The 16,830-nt window shown below is 70.2% G+C and carries 17 protein-coding genes; 10 read left to right on the plus strand and 7 right to left on the minus strand.

Annotation, left to right across the window (positions count from 1 at the left end):
- From M8C17_RS23595 to M8C17_RS23615, 5 genes are all read left to right on the plus strand, one after another.
- Nucleotides 1–930 carry a F0F1 ATP synthase subunit gamma gene (locus M8C17_RS23595; RefSeq protein WP_252418746.1) on the plus strand — a complete coding sequence of 310 codons (930 nt, stop codon included), beginning with the start codon at nt 1–3 and terminating at the stop codon, nt 928–930.
- Nucleotides 930–2,366, plus strand: a complete 1,437-nt coding sequence (gene atpD / locus M8C17_RS23600) for a F0F1 ATP synthase subunit beta (RefSeq protein ID WP_252418747.1) — start codon at nt 930–932, stop codon at nt 2,364–2,366. Before M8C17_RS23595 ends, atpD begins: the two co-directional genes overlap by 1 nt.
- 222 nt (nt 2,367–2,588) lie before the next feature.
- Nucleotides 2,589–3,731 (plus strand): LCP family protein, encoded by a 1,143-nt coding sequence (locus M8C17_RS23605; protein ID WP_252418823.1) that lies wholly within the window; start codon nt 2,589–2,591, stop codon nt 3,729–3,731.
- A gap of 89 nt (nt 3,732–3,820) precedes the next feature.
- A complete protein-coding gene (locus M8C17_RS23610; protein ID WP_252418748.1) occupies nt 3,821–4,102 on the plus strand; it encodes a F0F1 ATP synthase subunit epsilon in 282 nt (93 codons plus the stop codon).
- Nucleotides 4,103–4,114: 12 nt separating this feature from the next.
- Nucleotides 4,115–4,570, plus strand: coding sequence for a DUF2550 domain-containing protein (locus M8C17_RS23615; RefSeq protein ID WP_252418749.1), 456 nt, complete (start codon nt 4,115–4,117; stop codon nt 4,568–4,570).
- Nucleotides 4,571–4,711: 141 nt separating this feature from the next.
- Here M8C17_RS23615 and M8C17_RS23620 read toward each other — a convergent pair whose 3' ends face one another.
- Together M8C17_RS23620 and M8C17_RS23625 are read right to left on the minus strand one after the other, a co-directional pair.
- Entirely contained in the window at nt 4,712–5,134 is a 423-nt protein-coding gene (locus M8C17_RS23620) for a VOC family protein (RefSeq protein ID WP_252418750.1), read from the minus strand.
- Complete coding sequence (locus M8C17_RS23625) at nt 5,110–5,682, minus strand: cob(I)yrinic acid a,c-diamide adenosyltransferase (RefSeq protein WP_252418751.1); 573 nt, start codon at nt 5,680–5,682, stop codon at nt 5,110–5,112. Before M8C17_RS23625 ends, M8C17_RS23620 begins: the two co-directional genes overlap by 25 nt.
- On the opposite strand from M8C17_RS23625, the gene murA reads away from it, so the two are divergent.
- Together murA and M8C17_RS23635 are read left to right on the plus strand one after the other, a co-directional pair.
- Entirely contained in the window at nt 5,681–7,123 is a 1,443-nt protein-coding gene (gene murA, locus M8C17_RS23630) for a UDP-N-acetylglucosamine 1-carboxyvinyltransferase (protein ID WP_252418752.1), read from the plus strand. The two genes, M8C17_RS23625 and murA, sit on opposite strands and share 2 nt — an antisense overlap.
- Before the next feature lie 76 nt (nt 7,124–7,199).
- Complete coding sequence (locus M8C17_RS23635; RefSeq protein ID WP_252418753.1) at nt 7,200–8,048, plus strand: 3-hydroxyacyl-CoA dehydrogenase family protein; 849 nt, start codon at nt 7,200–7,202, stop codon at nt 8,046–8,048.
- Between the two features lie 48 nt (nt 8,049–8,096).
- Here the strand turns inward: M8C17_RS23635 and M8C17_RS23640 are convergent, their stop codons facing one another.
- Both M8C17_RS23640 and M8C17_RS23645 read right to left on the minus strand, forming a co-directional pair.
- Entirely contained in the window at nt 8,097–8,942 is an 846-nt protein-coding gene (locus M8C17_RS23640) for an ABC transporter permease (RefSeq protein ID WP_252418754.1), read from the minus strand.
- Complete coding sequence (locus M8C17_RS23645) at nt 8,939–9,790, minus strand: ABC transporter ATP-binding protein (protein WP_252418755.1); 852 nt, start codon at nt 9,788–9,790, stop codon at nt 8,939–8,941. Before M8C17_RS23645 ends, M8C17_RS23640 begins: the two co-directional genes overlap by 4 nt.
- 151 nt (nt 9,791–9,941) lie before the next feature.
- Between M8C17_RS23645 and M8C17_RS23650 the strand changes: the two genes are divergently transcribed.
- Nucleotides 9,942–11,948, plus strand: coding sequence for a protein meaA (locus M8C17_RS23650; protein WP_252418756.1), 2,007 nt, complete (start codon nt 9,942–9,944; stop codon nt 11,946–11,948).
- A 32-nt stretch (nt 11,949–11,980) separates the two neighbouring features.
- Here M8C17_RS23650 and M8C17_RS23655 read toward each other — a convergent pair whose 3' ends face one another.
- Nucleotides 11,981–12,277 carry a DUF1540 domain-containing protein gene (locus tag M8C17_RS23655; RefSeq protein WP_252418757.1) on the minus strand — a complete coding sequence of 99 codons (297 nt, stop codon included), beginning with the start codon at nt 12,275–12,277 and terminating at the stop codon, nt 11,981–11,983.
- Nucleotides 12,278–13,272: 995 nt separating this feature from the next.
- Between M8C17_RS23655 and M8C17_RS23660 the strand changes: the two genes are divergently transcribed.
- On the plus strand, nt 13,273–13,830 hold the full coding sequence (locus tag M8C17_RS23660; RefSeq protein ID WP_252418758.1) for a hypothetical protein: 558 nt from the start codon (nt 13,273–13,275) through the stop codon (nt 13,828–13,830).
- 98 nt (nt 13,831–13,928) lie between these two features.
- On the opposite strand, the gene M8C17_RS23665 is transcribed toward M8C17_RS23660, so the two are convergent.
- Nucleotides 13,929–14,546 carry a DUF4126 domain-containing protein gene (locus M8C17_RS23665; protein ID WP_252418759.1) on the minus strand — a complete coding sequence of 206 codons (618 nt, stop codon included), beginning with the start codon at nt 14,544–14,546 and terminating at the stop codon, nt 13,929–13,931.
- Between the two features lie 71 nt (nt 14,547–14,617).
- Between M8C17_RS23665 and nucS the strand changes: the two genes are divergently transcribed.
- Nucleotides 14,618–15,277: an endonuclease NucS gene (nucS, locus tag M8C17_RS23670; RefSeq protein WP_252418760.1), complete on the plus strand. Its 660-nt coding sequence runs from the start codon at nt 14,618–14,620 to the stop codon at nt 15,275–15,277.
- Nucleotides 15,278–15,280: 3 nt separating this feature from the next.
- Here nucS and M8C17_RS23675 read toward each other — a convergent pair whose 3' ends face one another.
- Complete coding sequence (locus M8C17_RS23675; protein ID WP_252418761.1) at nt 15,281–16,777, minus strand: aldehyde dehydrogenase family protein; 1,497 nt, start codon at nt 16,775–16,777, stop codon at nt 15,281–15,283.
- Nucleotides 16,778–16,830: the final 53 nt, after the last annotated feature.

Genomic DNA, 16,830 nt, shown 5'->3' on the forward strand with positions numbered 1-16,830 from the left:
ATGGCGGCCCAGGTACGCGTTCTTCGTCAACGGATCCGCTCGGCGAAGTCGATGAAGAAGATCACCAAGGCGATGGAGCTCGTGGCGACGAGCCGGATCGCCAAGGCCCAGGCCCGGGTGCAGGCGTCCCTGCCGTACGCCCAGGCCATCACCGGCGTGCTCACGGCGCTGGCGTCCAACGCGCGGATCGACCACCCGCTGCTCACCCCGCGCGAGCGGGTGCGGCGGGCTGGCGTCCTGCTGGTCACCAGCGACCGTGGCCTGGCCGGCGGCTACAGCTCCAACGCGATCAAGACGGCGGAGTCGCTCATCGCGCGGCTCCGCGCGGACGGCAAGGAGCCGGTGCTCTACGTCATCGGGCGTAAGGGTGTCGGGTTCTACCGGTTCCGCGACCGGCCCATCGAGGCGAACTGGACCGGCTTCAGCGAGCAGCCGTCGTTCGAGGACGCCCGTACGGTGGGTGAGACGCTGATCAAGGCGTTCACGGCCGGTGCGGACGACGCCGACGGCGGCGCCGGGGCGGACGGAGTGCTGGGCGTCGACGAGCTGCACATCGTCTACACCGAGTTCCACTCGCTGATGACGCAGAGCCCGGTTGCCAAGATCATCGGGCCGATGCAGGTCGAGGACCGGCCGCGCTCCGAGGGGCTGCTGCCGGCGTACGAGTTCGAACCGGAGGCGGAGGCGCTGCTCGACGCGCTCCTGCCGAGGTACATCAACACGCGGATCTACGCGGCGTTGATCGAGTCGGCGGCGAGTGAGTCGGCGGCACGGCGGCGGGCGATGAAGAGCGCCACCGACAACGCCGAGGACATGATCGAGAAGTACACGCGTGAGATGAACTCGGCTCGCCAGGCCGGGATCACCCAGGAGATCAGCGAGATCGTCGGCGGCGCGAACGCGCTGGCCGCGTCGGGAAGTGAAGTGTGATGACTGCACCAGTAGAGACCAAGACGGCCACGGGTCGCGTGGTCCGGGTCATCGGCCCGGTCGTCGACGCCGAGTTCCCGCGCGACGCCATGCCGGCCCTGTTCAACGCCCTCAACGTGAACGTGAACCTCTCCGGCGGTGAGAAGACGCTGACCCTGGAGGTCGCCCAGCACCTGGGTGACAACCTGGTCCGTGCCATCTCGATGCAGCCGACGGACGGCCTGGTCCGCGGCGCGGAGGTGCGTGACCGCGGCGAGCCGATCACCGTGCCGGTGGGCGACGCGGTCAAGGGCCACGTGTTCAACGCGATCGGCGAGGTGCTCAACCTCAAAGAGGGCGAGACCCTGACCCCGGACGACCACTGGGGAATCCACCGCAAGGCCCCGGCCTTCGCGGACCTGGAGCCGAAGACCGAGATGCTGGAGACCGGCATCAAGGTCATCGACCTGCTCGCTCCGTACGTCAAGGGCGGCAAGATCGGCCTGTTCGGCGGCGCGGGTGTGGGCAAGACGGTGCTCATCCAGGAGATGATCACCCGTGTGGCCCGCAACTTCGGTGGCACCTCGGTCTTCGCCGGCGTGGGTGAGCGCACCCGTGAGGGCAACGACCTCATCGCCGAGATGACCGAGTCCGGCGTCATCGACAAGACCGCGCTGGTCTACGGCCAGATGGACGAGCCGCCGGGCACCCGGCTGCGGGTGGCGCTCTCGGCGCTGACCATGGCCGAGTACTTCCGGGACGTGAAGAAGCAGGAGGTGCTGCTCTTCATCGACAACATCTTCCGCTTCACCCAGGCCGGTTCGGAGGTCTCCACCCTGCTCGGCCGTATGCCGAGCGCGGTGGGTTACCAGCCGACCCTGGCCGACGAGATGGGCGAGCTCCAGGAGCGGATCACCTCCGTCCGGGGCCAGGCCATCACGTCGATGCAGGCGATCTACGTGCCGGCGGATGACTACACCGACCCCGCCCCGGCCACCACGTTCGCCCACCTGGACGCGACCACCAACCTGGAGCGGTCGATCTCCGACAAGGGCATCTACCCGGCCGTGGACCCGCTGGCGTCCTCGTCCCGGATCCTCGCCCCGGAGTTCGTCGGCCAGGAGCACTTCCAGGTCGCCACCGAGGTGAAGCGGATCCTGCAGCGCTACCGCGACCTGCAGGACATCATCGCCATCCTCGGTATCGAGGAGCTCTCCGAGGAAGACAAGATCACCGTGCAGCGCGCGCGGCGGATCGAGCGCTTCCTGTCGCAGAACACCTACGCTGCGGAGCAGTTCACCGGCGTGCCGGGCTCGACGGTCCCGATCAAGGAGACCATCGAGGCGTTCCGCAAGATCAGCGAGGGGGAGTACGACCACTTCCCTGAGCAGGCGTTCTTCATGTGCGGCGGTCTTGAGGACCTGGAGCGCAAGGCCGAGGAACTGATGAAGAGCTGACAAGCTCGATCTGATCGGAAATAAAAGACTGCCCCGGCAATGCCGGGGCAGTCTTTTGTTCATCTTCAGGACCTACCATCGCCGCAGTCCGTTTCTTGCGGTCGTCGGTTCCGCGCCACCCGAGATACGGTCGTTCCGCGCGTTCACCTGAACGAGCGTTGATCTTTGCAACCTTTCGGCTACGTGCGCCCGTCTCCTGGATCGTGGGCGTAACGATCGGAGATTCTCGTGGGTAAGGCCGGCAAGAGTGGCCGAAAGTCGTCCGTCTGGCGGGGTGTGCCGCGCTGGGCCAGGATCTGCACGGTGTTCGGCACGGTGCTGATGGTGCTCAGCGGGGCGGTGCTGGTCGGCACCGAGGTGCTGATCGCCCGCTACGAGGGCGCGGTCGGCAAGGCCGACCTCTTCGGCGACCAGGCGGCCGGGGCGCAGGCGAAGAAGGCGGACATCAAGGGCCCGCTCAACATCCTGCTGGTCGGTATCGACCCCCGCAGCCCGACCGCGCTGCCGCTGGCCGACTCGATCATGGTGCTGCACGTGCCGGCCACCATGGACCGCGCGTACCTCTTCTCGCTGCCCCGCGACCTGTACGTCGACATCCCGGCGTTCTCCAAGGCGGACTTCAACGGCACCACCGACAAGATCAACGCCTCGATGTCGTTCGGCAGTCGGGTGCCCGGCAAGAACCCCGACGCGGCACGCGGCTTCGAACTGCTGGCGACCACCGTGCAGAAGGTGACCGGCATCAAGCGCTTTGACGCCGGAGCGATCATCAACTTCACCGGCTTCCAGAAGATCGTGGACGCGATGGGCGGCGTCGACATGTACGTCGAGCGGGAGGTCAGGTCCGAGCACAAGCAGCCGGACGGCAAGCCGCGCCCCGGTAACACGCGCGGCGAGGGCTACGTCGGCCCGCAGGCGGTCTACAAGAAGGGCAACCACCACCTCAGCGGGTGGCAGGCCCTCGACTACGTCCGCCAGCGCTACCCGAAGAACGGTGTCCCGGACGCCGACTACGGCCGGCAGCGCCACCAGCAGCAGTTCGTCAAGGCGATGGTGGGGCAGGCGTTCAGCGCCGACGTGGTCGCCAACCCGATCAAGCTCGACAAGGTGCTCCGCGCCGCCGGGCAGTCGCTGATCTTCAACGGTCGCGGCAACAGCGTCGTCGACTTCGGCATCGCCCTGAAGAACATCCGGCCGAACACCATTGAGATGATCAAGTTGCCCGGTGGGCCGGTCTTCGAGGGCTCGAAGTACAAGGGTGAACAGTTCCAGCCAGGCGTGTCGGACTTCTTCACCGCCCTGCACAATGAACAACTGGACCCGTTCCTGCTCGAGCATCCGGAGTTCCAGAACAAGACCAAGTAGTCGTGGCCCAGCTCTCCCCACCCGCGTTGGGGGCGCGTCGGCCAGCCGACTAGACTTTCGACGATCCGTCGCCGCAGCAAGGAGACAGCGTGGCACAGCAGCTTCACGTCGAGCTCGTCGCCGTCGAGGAGAAGGTCTGGTCCGGTGAGGCCGAGATGGTCGTCGCCCGGACGACCGAAGGTGAGCTCGGTGTCCTGCCGGGGCACGCGCCGTTGCTCGGCCAGCTCGCCGAGCCCGGCCAGGTACGCATCAAGCTCGCCGGTGGCCAGCAGGTCGCCTACGACGTTGACGGCGGCTTCCTCTCGGTGAGCGCCGACGGCGTCACCGTGCTGGCCGAGAGCGCTACCCCGGTCTCCGCGCAGAGCCACTGAGCCGTACCGGGGATGGAGATCGTCGAGGGAATCGGGATCGGCGTCGCGGTCATCCTCGGCGCGGTCCTCATCCTCTTCGTCCGGCGGGCACTGGTCACCCGTAGCGGGGGCATCATCCGGCTCAGCGTCCGGGTCACCACCATGCTCGACGGCCGCGGCTGGTCGCCAGGCTTCGGTCGGTTCGCCGGCGACGAACTGCGCTGGTACCGGATGTTCAGCTTCGCGCTACGACCCAAGCGCGTCCTGTCCCGCAAAGGGCTCGCGGTGGAGCGCCGCCGGTTGCCCGAGGGGCAGGAACGCCTCTCCATGCCGGCCGACTGGGTGATCCTCCGCTGTACCAGTCACCACGCACCGGTGGAGATCGCCATGGCGCGGTCGACGGTGACCGGTTTCCTCTCCTGGCTCGAGGCCGCCCCTCCGGGGGCGGTCTCGCCGCGTATGGCGTCCCAAGACTGGCCTGCTGCCTGACCCGCCTTCGCTCTGTCACCGTTGGGGTTTCCGGGGAGCCCACCCGCTCCGGGCGGTCAGGCTTGATCCCTCCGCGGGCGGGCTCCCCGGAAACCCTCGCGGGGCACTGTCCGTCGTTCAGGCGCGGTTTCCTGCCTGCCGTTACCGGTCTGGGATGGCGACGAGTTCCACCTCGTAGCCCTGGTTGTCGGTGAGGTAGGCGGCGTAGGTGGCCGGGCCGCCGGCATGTGGATGGCGGTCCGGGAAGAGCAGGGTCCACCCGTGAGTCGGTGCGGTCGCCACCAGGCGGTCCACGGCGGCCGGTGGGCCGGCGTGGAAGGCCAGGTGGTTGAGCCCCGGGGCGAGCCGGTCGTGGACCGCCCCGGAGAGCGCGGGTGACTGCTCCAGCACCAGGTAGGTCGGTCCGAGTCGCCAGGAGCGTCCGGCCGGCCAGTCCTGGTGGACGGTCCAGCCCAGCTCGCCGAGGAGCCAACCCCAGCTACGCGTGGCAGCCCCGAGATCGGGAACCCAGACCTCGACGTGGTGCAGCGCGCCGACGGTCAGCGCTTCCCGCCCGGCACCCATAGCACATCTCCCGCCGGATTTGCCGTTCTTGACAGGATAAAGAGCAGATCGGAGAGCCGGTTGAGATACTTTGCCGGGAGCGTGCTGGTGCGGTCCGGATCGTGGCTGACCAGCGCCCACGCTGCCCGTTCGGCACGCCGGGCGATGGTCCGCGCCACGTGCAGCAGCGCCGCGCCCGCGGTGCCGCCGGGGAGGATGAAGGAGTCGAGCTTGCTCAGGCGTGCGTTGTACTCGTCGCACCAGCCCTCGAGGCGCTCGACGTACTCCTCGGTCACCCGCAGCGGCGGGTACTTCGGGTCCGGCTCGACCGGCGTGGACAGGTCGGCGCCCACGTCGAAGAGGTCGTTCTGCACCGACCCCAGCACCGCCCGCAGTTCCTCGTCGAGCTGGCCCAGGGCGAGCGCGACACCGATCGCCGCGTTGCACTCGTCGACATCGGCGTACGCGGCGATCCGTGGATCGGTCTTCGGCACCTGCTCGTTGTTGCTCAGCCTGGTCATGCCGGCATCGCCGGCCTTGGTGTAGATGCGCGTGAGGTGGACGGCCATGACGCACAGCCTACGGATACCGGACCTGACGATCCCGGCGCGGCCGGACACCACCGCCGGCTGGCCGGCGGTGGTGGGTCCCGGCGACGCGGGCGATCCCGCGGTCAACGACGTCGATGTCATCCGGGTACGCGGTGACGCCCGCCTGGCGGGCACCGTGCACGTGGTGGGTGCCAAGAACTCGGCGTTGAAGCTGATGGCCGCCGCGCTGCTCGCACCCGGCCGCAGCGTGATCACCAACGTCCCCCGGATCACCGACATCGCGATCATGGGGGAGGTGCTGCGCCGGCTGGGCTGCGAGGTCCGGTTCGACGCGGACGACCCGGTCGACCCGATGGTCGCCCGGGGTGGGGTGGCCCGGTCCCGCTCGGTGACCATCGACGTGCCCGACCAGCCGGGCGCGGACGCGGACTACGACCTGGTCCGCCGGCTGCGCGCGTCGATCTGCGTGCTCGGCCCCCTGCTGGCCCGCCGGGGGTTCGTGCGGGTGGCTCATCCGGGTGGCGACGCGATCGGCTCCCGTGGCCTGGACATGCACGTCTCCGGGCTGACCCGGATGGGCGCGGACATCTCCGGTGAGCACGGGTTCGTCATCGCGTCCGCCCCGCACGGGCTGCGCGGCGCGGACATCGTGCTGGACTTCCCGAGCGTGGGCGCGACCGAGAACCTCGTGATGGCGGCGGTGCTGGCCGAGGGCACCACCACGATCGACAACGCGGCGCGGGAGCCGGAGATCGTCGACATCTGCACCATGCTCAACCAGATGGGCGCCCAGATCTCCGGGGCGGGCACGTCCACCCTGCAGATCACCGGGGTGCCCGGGCTGCGCCCCGTGCGGCACGCCACGGTGGGGGACCGGATCGTCGCCGGCACCTGGGCGTTCGGCGCGGCGATGACCCGCGGCGACGTGACGGTGACCGGGCTGGACCCGGCCTACCTCGAGGTCGCGCTGGACAAGGTGGTCGCGGCCGGCGGCCTGGTCGAGACGCGGGGCGACGGCTTCCGGGTACGGATGGACGACCGGCCGCGGGCGGTCGACGTGGTCACGCTGCCGTACCCCGGCTTCGCCACCGACCTGCTGCCGATGGCGATCGGGCTCGCCGCGGTCAGCGACGGTGCCTCGCTGATCACCGAGAACATCTTCGACGGCCGGTTCATGTTCGCCAACGAGATGGCCCGCCTCGGCGCGGACATCAAGACCGACGGGCACCACGCGGTGGTGCGGGGCCGGGACCGGCTCTCCGGGGCGCCGGTGCGGGCCACCGACATCCGCGCGGGAGCGGGGCTGATCATCGCCGGGCTCTGCGCGGACGGGGTCACCGAGGTGTCCCACGTGCACCACGTCGACCGGGGCTATCCGGACTTCGTGGCCGACCTGCGTGCGCTCGGCGTGGCCGTCGAGAGGGGCACCACGCCGGAGGAGCCCTCGCTGGAGATCTGAGGGCACTCCCTTAGCCGTCGTTCAGGCCCGCCGACTAGGGTGCAGGCAGGCACTCAAACAGGCGAGGGAGAAGCAGATGGCGGGTCGACTCGCGGTCGTCGGGGCCGGGCTGATGGGCTCCGGCATCGCCCAGGTGGCGGCGCAGGCGGGCTGGCAGGTGACGCTGCGCGACCTGGACGACGCGGCCACCACCCGAGGGCTCGGCGGCATCCGGAAGTCGCTGGAGAAGTTCGCCGAGAAGGGCAAGATCGAGGCGTCCGAGGTCGAGGCGACGCTCGCCCGGATCACCCCGACCACCGACCTGGAAGCGGCGGCGGACGCGGACATCGTGGTCGAGGCGGTCTTCGAGCGCCTCGAGATCAAGCACGAGGTGTTCCGCGCCCTGGACAAGATCTGCAAGGCCGACGCGGTGCTCGCCACCAACACCTCGGCCATCCCGGTCACCCAGATCGCCGCGGTCACCGAGCGGCCCGAGGCGGTCGTCGGCACCCACTTCTTCTCCCCGGTGCCGATGATGCAGCTCTGCGAGCTGGTCCGCGGCTACAAGACCAGCGACGCCACCCTGGCCACCGTGCGGGCCTTCGCCGAGGAGATCGGCAAGACGGTGGTGGTGGTCAACCGGGACATCGCCGGCTTCGTCACCACCCGGCTGATCTCCGCCCTCGTGGTGGAGGCGGTCAAGCTGGTCGAGTCCGGCGTGGTGTCCGCCGAGGACCTGGACACCGCCTGCCGGCTGGGCTTCGGGCACGCCATGGGCCCGTTGGCCACCACCGACCTGACGGGCGTGGACGTGCTGCTGCACGCCTCGAAGAACATCTACACCGACACGGCCGACGAGAAGTTCTTCCCGCCGGAGCTGCTCCAGCGGATGGTCACCGCAGGCGACCTGGGCCGCAAGACCGGCAAGGGCTTCTACACGTACTGAGCGGGACATGGAAAGGGGCGGGCGCGCGGCGCCCGCCCCTTTCTCGTGTCAGCCGTCGCGCTTGGTGGTCCACCGGAAGGTGGTCAGGCAGAGCACCACGCCGATCACGCACCACAGGGCCAGCACCACCGCCACCCGGCCCAGCTCGAACGAGCCACCCGGTTCCTGCGCGCCGAAGCTCTCCGGCAGGAAGACCGACCGCAGCCCCTGGCACATCCACTTGAGCGGGAACAGCGCGGCCACCTGCTGCATCCACGTGGGCAGGTCGGTGAAGACGAAGAACACGCCGGAGATGAACTGGAGCACCAGGGCGACCGGGGTGACCACCGCCGAGCCGCTGCGGGCGGTGCGGGCCAGCGACGAGATGGCGATGCCGCACAGGGTGCAGGCGGTCACGCCGAGCACGGCGACCCAGCCGAAGGTGAACCATTTCCCGGCGGTGCCCGGTAGGTCGAGGTCGAACAGGGCCACCGCGACCGCCAGCAGCAGCGCCGTCTCGGCGATGCCGATCGCCACCACCATGATCACCTTGCCGGCGAACCAGACCCACTTCGGCATCGGCGTGCCGCGGTAGCGCTTGAGCACGCCCCGGTCCCGCTCGATCGGGATCCAGATGCCGAGGTTCTGGAAGCTCACCGTCATCAGACCGGTCGCGATCATGCCGGTGATGAAGTACTGGGTGAACTTGACCCCGCCGCCGATCGTGCCGTCGAAGATCGACGCGAAGATCAGGATCATGATGATGGGGAAGCCCATCGTGAAGACCACGGACTCCCGGCTGCGCAGGAACTGGGTGATCTCCAGCCGGCCCTGCCGCAGGGCCAGCGCGCCGGCACCGGGCCGACGGCCGAGGGTCACGGTGACCGGCGTCGCCGGCTTCGTCGTGGTGGTCATCGCGCGTGTCCGATCATGGTGAGGTAGACGTCCTCCAGGGTCGGCCGGGTCACCGTGAGGCCGGGGACCTCGCCGCCGTAGCGCGCGGCCAGGTCGGCCACGAGGGCCGTCGGCGTCGCGCTCTGCGCGCTCTCCGGGGTCCCTTCCGGGGTACGCCAGGAGACCGTCGCCAGCGCTTCCTGCCGGTTGCCCAGCCGGTTCGGTGCGGCCACCTCGACCAGCCGGCCGCCGGCGATCACTCCGACCCGGTCGGCCAGCGCCTCGGCCTCGTCCAGGTAGTGGGTGGTCAGCACGATGGTGGTGCCGGCCGCGGCGAGGTCGCGGATCAGCTCCCAGAACTCGCGGCGGGCCTCCGGGTCGAAGCCGGTGGTCGGCTCGTCGAGGAAGAGCAGCTCGGGGCGGCCGATGATGCCGAGCGCCACGTCGAGGCGGCGTTTCTGCCCGCCGGAGAGCGTGTGCGTGCGGGCCTTCGCCTTGCCGGCCAACCCGACCCGCTCGATCACCTTGTCGGGGTCGTCGGCGTCCGGATAGAAGCCGGAGAAGTGCCGGATCACCTCGGCCACGGTCAGCTCGTCGAACTCGCCGGTGCCCTGGAGCACGATGCCCACCCGGGAACGCCAGCCCTGATCCGGGTGCGCCGGGTCCGCGCCGAGCACGGAGACCTCTCCGGCGTCCCGGCTCCGGTAGCCCTCCAGGATCTCCACGGTGGTGGTCTTGCCGGCACCGTTCGGGCCGAGCAGTGCGAACACCTCGCCACGGTGGACGTCCAGATCCACGCCCGCCACCGCCACGTTGTCGCCGTACGCCTTGCGCAGCCCCCGGACGGAGATGGCCAGCTCGTCATCCATGGCGTCCAGTGTGCGTCCTGGCCAGCGCGGTCCGCCGCCCGGGGTGTGGCGGTCCGCGCCACTGCGGGCGCTTCGCACCCGGACGTCCGCGACATGGACCTGTGTGGTTTTCCACAGCCCGTTTTACTGAACGGTAACTTAAACTCCGGCCATGGATGAGAAGGCACTTTCGGGGCGGCTGCCCGAGCGGGACCGCCCGTGGGTGATGCGCACCTACGCCGGCCACTCCTCGGCCGCCGCGACCAACGCCCTCTTCCGCCGAAACCTGGCGAAGGGGCAGACCGGTCTCTCGGTCGCCTTCGACCTGCCCACCCAGACCGGGTACGACCCCGACCACGAGCTGGCCAGCGGCGAGGTCGGCCGGGTCGGCGTCCCGGTCGCCCACCTCGGCGACATGCGGGCGCTCTTCGACGGCATCCCGCTGGCCGACATGAACACCTCGATGACCATCAACGCGCCGGCGATGTGGCTGCTCGCCCTCTACGGCACGGTGGGGCTGGAGCAGGGCGCCGAGCTGGTTCGCTGCACGGGCACCACCCAGAACGACATCATCAAGGAGTACCTGTCCCGGGGGACGTACATCTTTCCGCCGGCCGCGTCGCTGCGGCTCACCGCCGACGTCGTCGCGTACACCCTGCGCGAGATGCCACGCTGGAACCCGGTCAACATCTGCTCGTACCACCTCCAGGAAGCCGGTGCCACGCCGGTGCAGGAGGTCGGCTTCGCGTTGGCCACCGCCGTCGCCGTGCTCGACGCCGTCCGCGACTCCGGGCAGGTGCCCGCCGAGCGGATGGGCGACGTGGTGCAGCGGATTTCGTTCTTCGTCAACGCCGGGGTGCGCTTCGTCGAGGAGATCGCCAAGATGCGCGCGTTCGGCGTGCTCTGGGATGAGATCACCCGCGACCGGTACGGAGTCGGCGAGGCAAGACAGCGGCGGTTCCGCTACGGCGTGCAGGTCAACTCGCTCGGCCTGACCGAGGCGCAACCGGAGAACAACATCCAGCGCATCGTGCTGGAGATGCTCGGCGTGACGATGTCCCGTGACGCCCGGGCCCGCGCGGTGCAGCTCCCCGCCTGGAACGAGGCGCTCGGCCTGCCCCGACCCTGGGACCAGCAGTGGTCGCTGCGGATGCAGCAGGTCCTGGCGTACGAGTCGGACCTGCTCGAATACCCCGACCTCTTCGACGGCTCGCACGTGATGACCGCGCTGGTCGACGAGATCGTCACCGGGGCCCGGGTCGAACTGGACAAGGTGCTGGAGCTGGGCGGTGTGGTCGCCGCCGTGGAGACCGGCTACCTCAAGAGCGCGCTGGTCGCCTCGCTGGCGGAGCGCCGCCGCCGGATGGAGTCCGGCGCCGACGTGGTGGTCGGCGTCAACCGGTTCGCCGAGACCGAACCCTCCCCGCTGACCGCGGCCGGAGCGGAGGCCGTCGAACAGGTCGACCCGGCGGTCGAGGCCGCCGCCGTGGACGGCGTACGCCGGTGGCGGGCCGACCGGGACGGCGCGGCCGTCGACGCGGCCCTGGCCCGACTCCGCGCCGACGCCGCGACCACCACGAACCTGATGCCGGCCACCCTGGAGTGCGTGCGGGCCGGGGTGACCACCGGCGAGTGGGCCGGCGCGCTGCGCCAGGTCTTCGGTGAGTACCGGGCGCCCACCGGGTTGGCCGGCGCCACCGGCACCGGCGGCGACCCCGGCCTCACAGCCGTCCGTGAGCGGGTCACCGCCACCGCCCGCGAGCTGGGCAGCGGCCGGCTGCGGCTCCTGGTCGGCAAGCCCGGCCTGGACGGGCACTCCAACGGCGCCGAGCAGATCGCGGTACGCGCCCGAGACGCCGGCTTCGAAGTCGTCTACCAGGGCATCCGGCTGACGGCCGGGCAGATCGTCGCCGCCGCGGTCGAGGAGGACGTCGACCTGGTCGGGCTCTCCGTGCTCTCCGGCTCGCACCTGGCCGCCGTGCCGGCGGTCCTCGACGGCCTACGCGCGGCCGGCCGGGCGGACCTGCCGGTGGTCGTCGGCGGCATCATCCCCGCCAGCGACGCCGACACGTTGCGCGCCGCCGGGGTGGCCCGGGTCTTCACCCCGAAGGACTTCGCCCTCACCGGCATCATCGACGACCTGGTGACCGTCATCCGCGAGGCGAACGACCTGCCCTGACCGGGGCGGACCCGGGTGACCGTCTCGGCAGGTCAGCGGCCGTCGTAGGTCATGCAGTCGGCCATGTCGTTGTCCGGGCCCACCCTGATCGACGGCGCGTGGCACTCCAACTGCTCGTTGTGCCGGCAGTCCGAACGCTGGCACGCGCCCACCTGGGCGATGAGATCGTCCGCGCCGCCGCGGACCGGGGACTCGACGAAGGTGTGGCAGTGCGCGTGATCCATGCTGCCGATCGTGATCGCGAAGGCGTGGCAGTCACCGGCGCTGTTGTAGGCGCAAGCCGCGACCACGCACTCCTGAACCCGGGGCATCTCCATCGCTGCGGTCATGCCGGCCTCCTCTGGCTCTTGCCCCGATCCTAGGCTTTTGTCGTCTTCCCGGGCTGGCTATGGCAGCCTGCCGTCGGCGGTGGGCGGGCTTGCCTGTCGGTTTGGCGGGGTCTGTGCTGGTTGTGGCCAGGACGCCTCCGGTCCCCTGCACTGTGCCGGGTGCGTGGGGGGTGGGGTGGGGCCCGCCGTGCCCGGCTCCGGGCGGTCAGGCTTGATCCCTGCGCCGGGCACGGCGGGCCCCACCCCGTCGGTGGTCGCTGTCCGTCCCGGCGCGGCAAGCTCACCCCGGTGGCCGTCGTTGCGGTGGTGGCGATACCTGTGAGGCATAAATATGCCTCTGAGGTATCAGGCGTCTTGCCGAGACCGGCCGGGTGTCGCCTCGTGGTGGGTGATCGACTCGTTGTCGGTGATGTCGTGGGGTCCTGGGGGTGGGGATGCCCCGATGTCAGGGATGCCGAGTGGATCACCACCGCAGGGGGCCGGTGTGACGCCCGGGACGGTCGGGCGACCTGACCCGGTCGTGGCCTGTTGTCCGGTTTATGCCGGGTTGACCTGTGACCCGGTGCACCCGTGCGCCGGAATGGGGGCCGGCCGGGGGTGGTTACATACCCTGACGATCGCAGCACCACGGCCCGCCGCCCCGACCCCCAAGGTTGGAATGCCAGGCCCCGGCCGGTCGTTGCAGATCCGCTGAACAACCGCACCAGCACCCGCTCAACGGGGTGCCAGCGGATGGGCCACCCCCGGAATGAGCCTGGCCCGGCGGTCGTTACACAACCCCTGAACGACCGCAGCACCCGCTCCACCGGGTGCCGCACCCCGGAATGACTCCGGCCCGGCGGTCGTTACACACAGACCCGGCGCCACGAGCCCCCCGCCCGTGAGCCGCCGAAAAGACTTTCCCCCGTGTTTGAGAAGCGCCGGACGAGGTGCTTGCACCCGCGTGTCGTTCCCCCGAGCGACCGGGTGTCTACCCCCGTGAAGGAGCTACCCCCATGAACACGATCATCCGTAAGAGCATGCTGTCCGTTGCTGGTCTCGCGTTCGCCGGTGGTGTGTTCGCCGGCCCGATCGCCGCCCACGCCGCCACCCCGGTCGATGCGAAGCCGGTTGCGGTTGCGGTGCAGACCGTCAAGCCGCAGGGCGAGCAGTCCCGGATCACCCTGAACGATGAGCAGGTGGCGAACGTGAAGGCGATCATCGCTGCGACGAAGAAGGCGGGTCTGCCGGAGCGGGCCGCGGTCATCTCGATCGCGACGAGCCTGCAGGAGTCGAAGCTGGAGAACCTGGGCCACCTCGGCGATATGAACGATCACGACTCGCTGGGCCTGTTCCAGCAGCGGCCGAGTTCGGGTTGGGGTACCCCGGAGCAGATCACCGATCCGGCCTACTCGACGACGGCGTTCCTGAAGGGTTTGAAGCAGGTCGACGGGTGGCAGGACATGCCACTGACCGACGCCGCGCAGACCGTGCAGGTATCGGCGTACCCGGACGCCTACGCCCAGTGGGAGCAGCAGGCCACCGACCTGGTCACCCAGCACTGGAACAGCTGACCCGATAGAGCAACCCGACCGCTGGCCGGCACCCGACACGGGTGCCGGCCAGCGGCATGTCTGGACCCGGCGGGAACCGCTCTGACCAGAGTGGTCTGTCAGACGCGGAAGCCGGCGGCGCGGGCTGCCTCGCGTTCCCGGCGACGTTCGGAGCGTCGGCGTACGAACCAGTAGACGAAGGCGACGAGGCCGAGCAGGAAGGCGAGCACCAGCACCGGCAGGATGATCGCCACCAGGGAGACCACCACGCTGGTGGCGTCCTCGGCGGTGCTGGCCACCGGGGCACCGAACCCGGCGGTGGTGGCGTTGATCACCGGCCGCGCCGCGGACTTGAGCAGGTGTACGCCCAACGCGAGCAGAACGCCGGTGACCACCGGCACCCACTGGTGCGACGAGAAGAAGCTCCCCGGGTCGCTGACCGTCACCGTCTCCGACGACGATCCGGCGCCGAAGGCCAGGCCGCCGGCGGTGGGGCGGACGACGGTCTGCACCACGTCGTTGACGTGGTCGACCACCGGCACCTTGTCGGCCACCATCTCGACGGCGAGCAGGGCGGCCAGGATGACGATGACCCAGCCGTTACCGAGCCAGGTCCAACCGCTGGGCAGGTCGATCAGGTCGGTGTAGCGGGCGAGCAGACCGAGGGTGAGCAGGGGTATGTAGGCGTTCAGCCCCGCCGAGGCGGCGAGGCCGGTGCCGGTGAGGACTTCGAACACGGTCTCAGCATCGCACCGACGCGCCAGTGCCGCTCGCTGGCGACCGGTGGGTGCTCGGCTACCCTCGTCGGGTGCGGTTGGTCATTGCGAAGTGCTCGGTGGACTACGTCGGACGGCTCTCGGCTCACCTGCCGCTGGCCACCCGGTTGCTGATGGTGAAGGCGGACGGGTCGGTGTCCATCCATGCCGACGACCGGGCGTACAAGCCGTTGAACTGGATGAGCCCCCCGTGTCGGCTGGAGGAGGCCCCCGGCGTGTGGCGGGTGGTCAACAAGGCCGGCGAGGAGCTGCGGATCACCCTGGAGGAGATCTTCCAGGACACCTCGTACGAGCTGGGGGTGGATCCCGGCCTGCGCAAGGATGGGGTGGAGGCGCACCTGCAGGAGTTGCTGGCGGCCAACCCGGGCGCGTTGGGTGAGGGGTACACGCTGGTCCGCCGCGAGTACATGACGGCGATCGGCCCGGTCGACCTGCTCTGCCGCGACGCCAACCAGGGCGCTGTCGCCGTCGAGGTCAAGCGGCGCGGTGAGATCGACGGGGTGGAGCAGCTCACCCGTTATCTCGAGTTGATGAACCGGGATCCGCTGCTCAGCCCGGTGGCCGGGGTGTTCGCCGCGCAGGAGATCAAGCCGCAGGCCCGGGTGTTGGCCGCCGACCGGGGCATCCGGTGCGTGGTCGTCGACTACGACAAGCTGCGCGGCATCGAGAAGGACGAGCTGACCCTCTTCTGAGCGTCACCGCCCGTACATCACCTTGATGGCCTTCACCAGTCGGGCGACGTCGGTCGGGGTGCGCTCGAAGGTCATCGACGGCAGCAGGGACCGGGCCCGCCGGCGGGTGATCGCCTTGGCGCGGCCGAACTCGCGCAACCCGTCCTCGCCGTGGATCCGCCCGAAGCCGGAGTCGCCGACCCCGCCGAACGGCAGCGTGGACATCCCGGCGAAGGTCAGCGTGGAGTTGACCGACGCCATTCCGGAGCGCAGCCGTCGGGCGATGGCCACGGCGCGGCGCCGGCCGAAGACCGAACCGCCGAGGCCGTACGACAGGGCGTTGGCCCGGGTGACGGCCTCGTCGGCGTCGCGGACCCGGCTGATGGTCAGCGTCGGCCCGAAGGTCTCCTCGCGGACGGCGGCCGACTCCTCCGGTACGTCCACGAGCACGGTCGGGTGCACGTACGGCGGCTGCACGGCGTTCGGCCCGCCGAGCACGGCGCGCCCGCCGGAGCTGACCGCGGCCTCGATGTGGCGGCGGATCACGTCGACCTGGGCGGGCATGGTGATCGGGCCGATGTCGGCGCCCTCCGGCCCGACGGTCAACCGGGCCGCGCGTGCCACCACCTTGTCGACGAAGGCGTCGAAGATCGGGTCGACGGCGTACACCCGCTCGATGCCGATGCAGGTCTGACCGGCGTTGGTCATGCCGCCCCAGACGCAGGCCTCGGCGGCGGCGTCCAGGTCGGCGTCGCTGTCGACGATCATGGCGTCCTTGCCGCCGCCCTCGATGAGCACCGGGGTCAGCGTCTCGGCGCAGGCGGCCATCACCTTCCGGGCGGTCGCCGTGGAGCCGGTGAACGCCAGCTTGTTCACCCCGGAGCGGCACAGGGCCGCGCCCACGTCACCCAGCCCGTGCACGGCGGTGAACACCGGGTGCTCGGGGACGACCTCGGCGAAGGTGTCCACCATCCACTGGCCGACGGCGGGCGTGTACTCGCTGGGCTTGAGCACGACGGCGTTGCCGGCGGCGAGGGCGTACGCGGCGGAGCCGATCGGGGTGAAGACGGGATAGTTCCACGGCCCGATCACGCCGACCACGCCGTACGGCTGGTATTCGAGGTGGCCGGAGAACTCGGCGAGGATCAGCCGGGACCGCACCCGGCGTGGGCCGAGCACCCGGCCGGCGTTGCGGGCGGCCCAGTCGATGTGCTCGATCGCGGTGACGATCTCGACGATGGCGTCGGCGACCGGCTTGCCGCCCTCGACGTGCACCAGCTCGGCGAGCTGCTCGATCCGCTTGGCGAGCAGGGCGCGCCAGCGCAGGAGCCGTTGGCGACGACCGGCGAAGCCGAGACCGGCCCACCACTCGCTGGCGGCGCGGGCGGCCTCGACGGCCTGCCGCACGTCGGCGTCGGTGGCGACGGGGAGGCGACCGGCCTCGACGCCGGTGGCCGGGCTGGTGGAGACCAGTTGGCCCGCCTCGATGACCGGGGTTCCCGGGACCTGCACAGCCGTCATGGCGGAAGTCTAGACCCGAGGATTACTCGCCGGTAGGGCCGCGATTCGGGCCG

Origin of the sequence: Micromonospora sp. RHAY321 (assembly GCF_023896955.1) — a bacterium.
Lineage (GTDB): Bacteria > Actinomycetota > Actinomycetes > Mycobacteriales > Micromonosporaceae > Micromonospora.

Coding starts and splice junctions, on each gene's coding strand:
- M8C17_RS23595 (WP_252418746.1), top strand. CDS start 1: ATGGCGGCCCAGGTACGCGTTCTTCGTCAACGGATCCGCTCGGCGAAG.
- atpD (WP_252418747.1), top strand. CDS start 930: ATGACTGCACCAGTAGAGACCAAGACGGCCACGGGTCGCGTGGTCCGG.
- M8C17_RS23615 (WP_252418749.1), top strand. CDS start 4,115: ATGGAGATCGTCGAGGGAATCGGGATCGGCGTCGCGGTCATCCTCGGC.
- M8C17_RS23620 (WP_252418750.1), bottom strand. CDS start 5,134: ATGGGTGCCGGGCGGGAAGCGCTGACCGTCGGCGCGCTGCACCACGTC.
- murA (WP_252418752.1), top strand. CDS start 5,681: ATGACGCACAGCCTACGGATACCGGACCTGACGATCCCGGCGCGGCCG.
- M8C17_RS23625 (WP_252418751.1), bottom strand. CDS start 5,682: ATGGCCGTCCACCTCACGCGCATCTACACCAAGGCCGGCGATGCCGGC.
- M8C17_RS23635 (WP_252418753.1), top strand. CDS start 7,200: ATGGCGGGTCGACTCGCGGTCGTCGGGGCCGGGCTGATGGGCTCCGGC.
- M8C17_RS23640 (WP_252418754.1), bottom strand. CDS start 8,942: ATGACCACCACGACGAAGCCGGCGACGCCGGTCACCGTGACCCTCGGC.
- M8C17_RS23645 (WP_252418755.1), bottom strand. CDS start 9,790: ATGGATGACGAGCTGGCCATCTCCGTCCGGGGGCTGCGCAAGGCGTAC.
- M8C17_RS23650 (WP_252418756.1), top strand. CDS start 9,942: ATGGATGAGAAGGCACTTTCGGGGCGGCTGCCCGAGCGGGACCGCCCG.
- M8C17_RS23655 (WP_252418757.1), bottom strand. CDS start 12,277: ATGACCGCAGCGATGGAGATGCCCCGGGTTCAGGAGTGCGTGGTCGCG.
- M8C17_RS23660 (WP_252418758.1), top strand. CDS start 13,273: ATGAACACGATCATCCGTAAGAGCATGCTGTCCGTTGCTGGTCTCGCG.
- M8C17_RS23675 (WP_252418761.1), bottom strand. CDS start 16,777: ATGACGGCTGTGCAGGTCCCGGGAACCCCGGTCATCGAGGCGGGCCAA.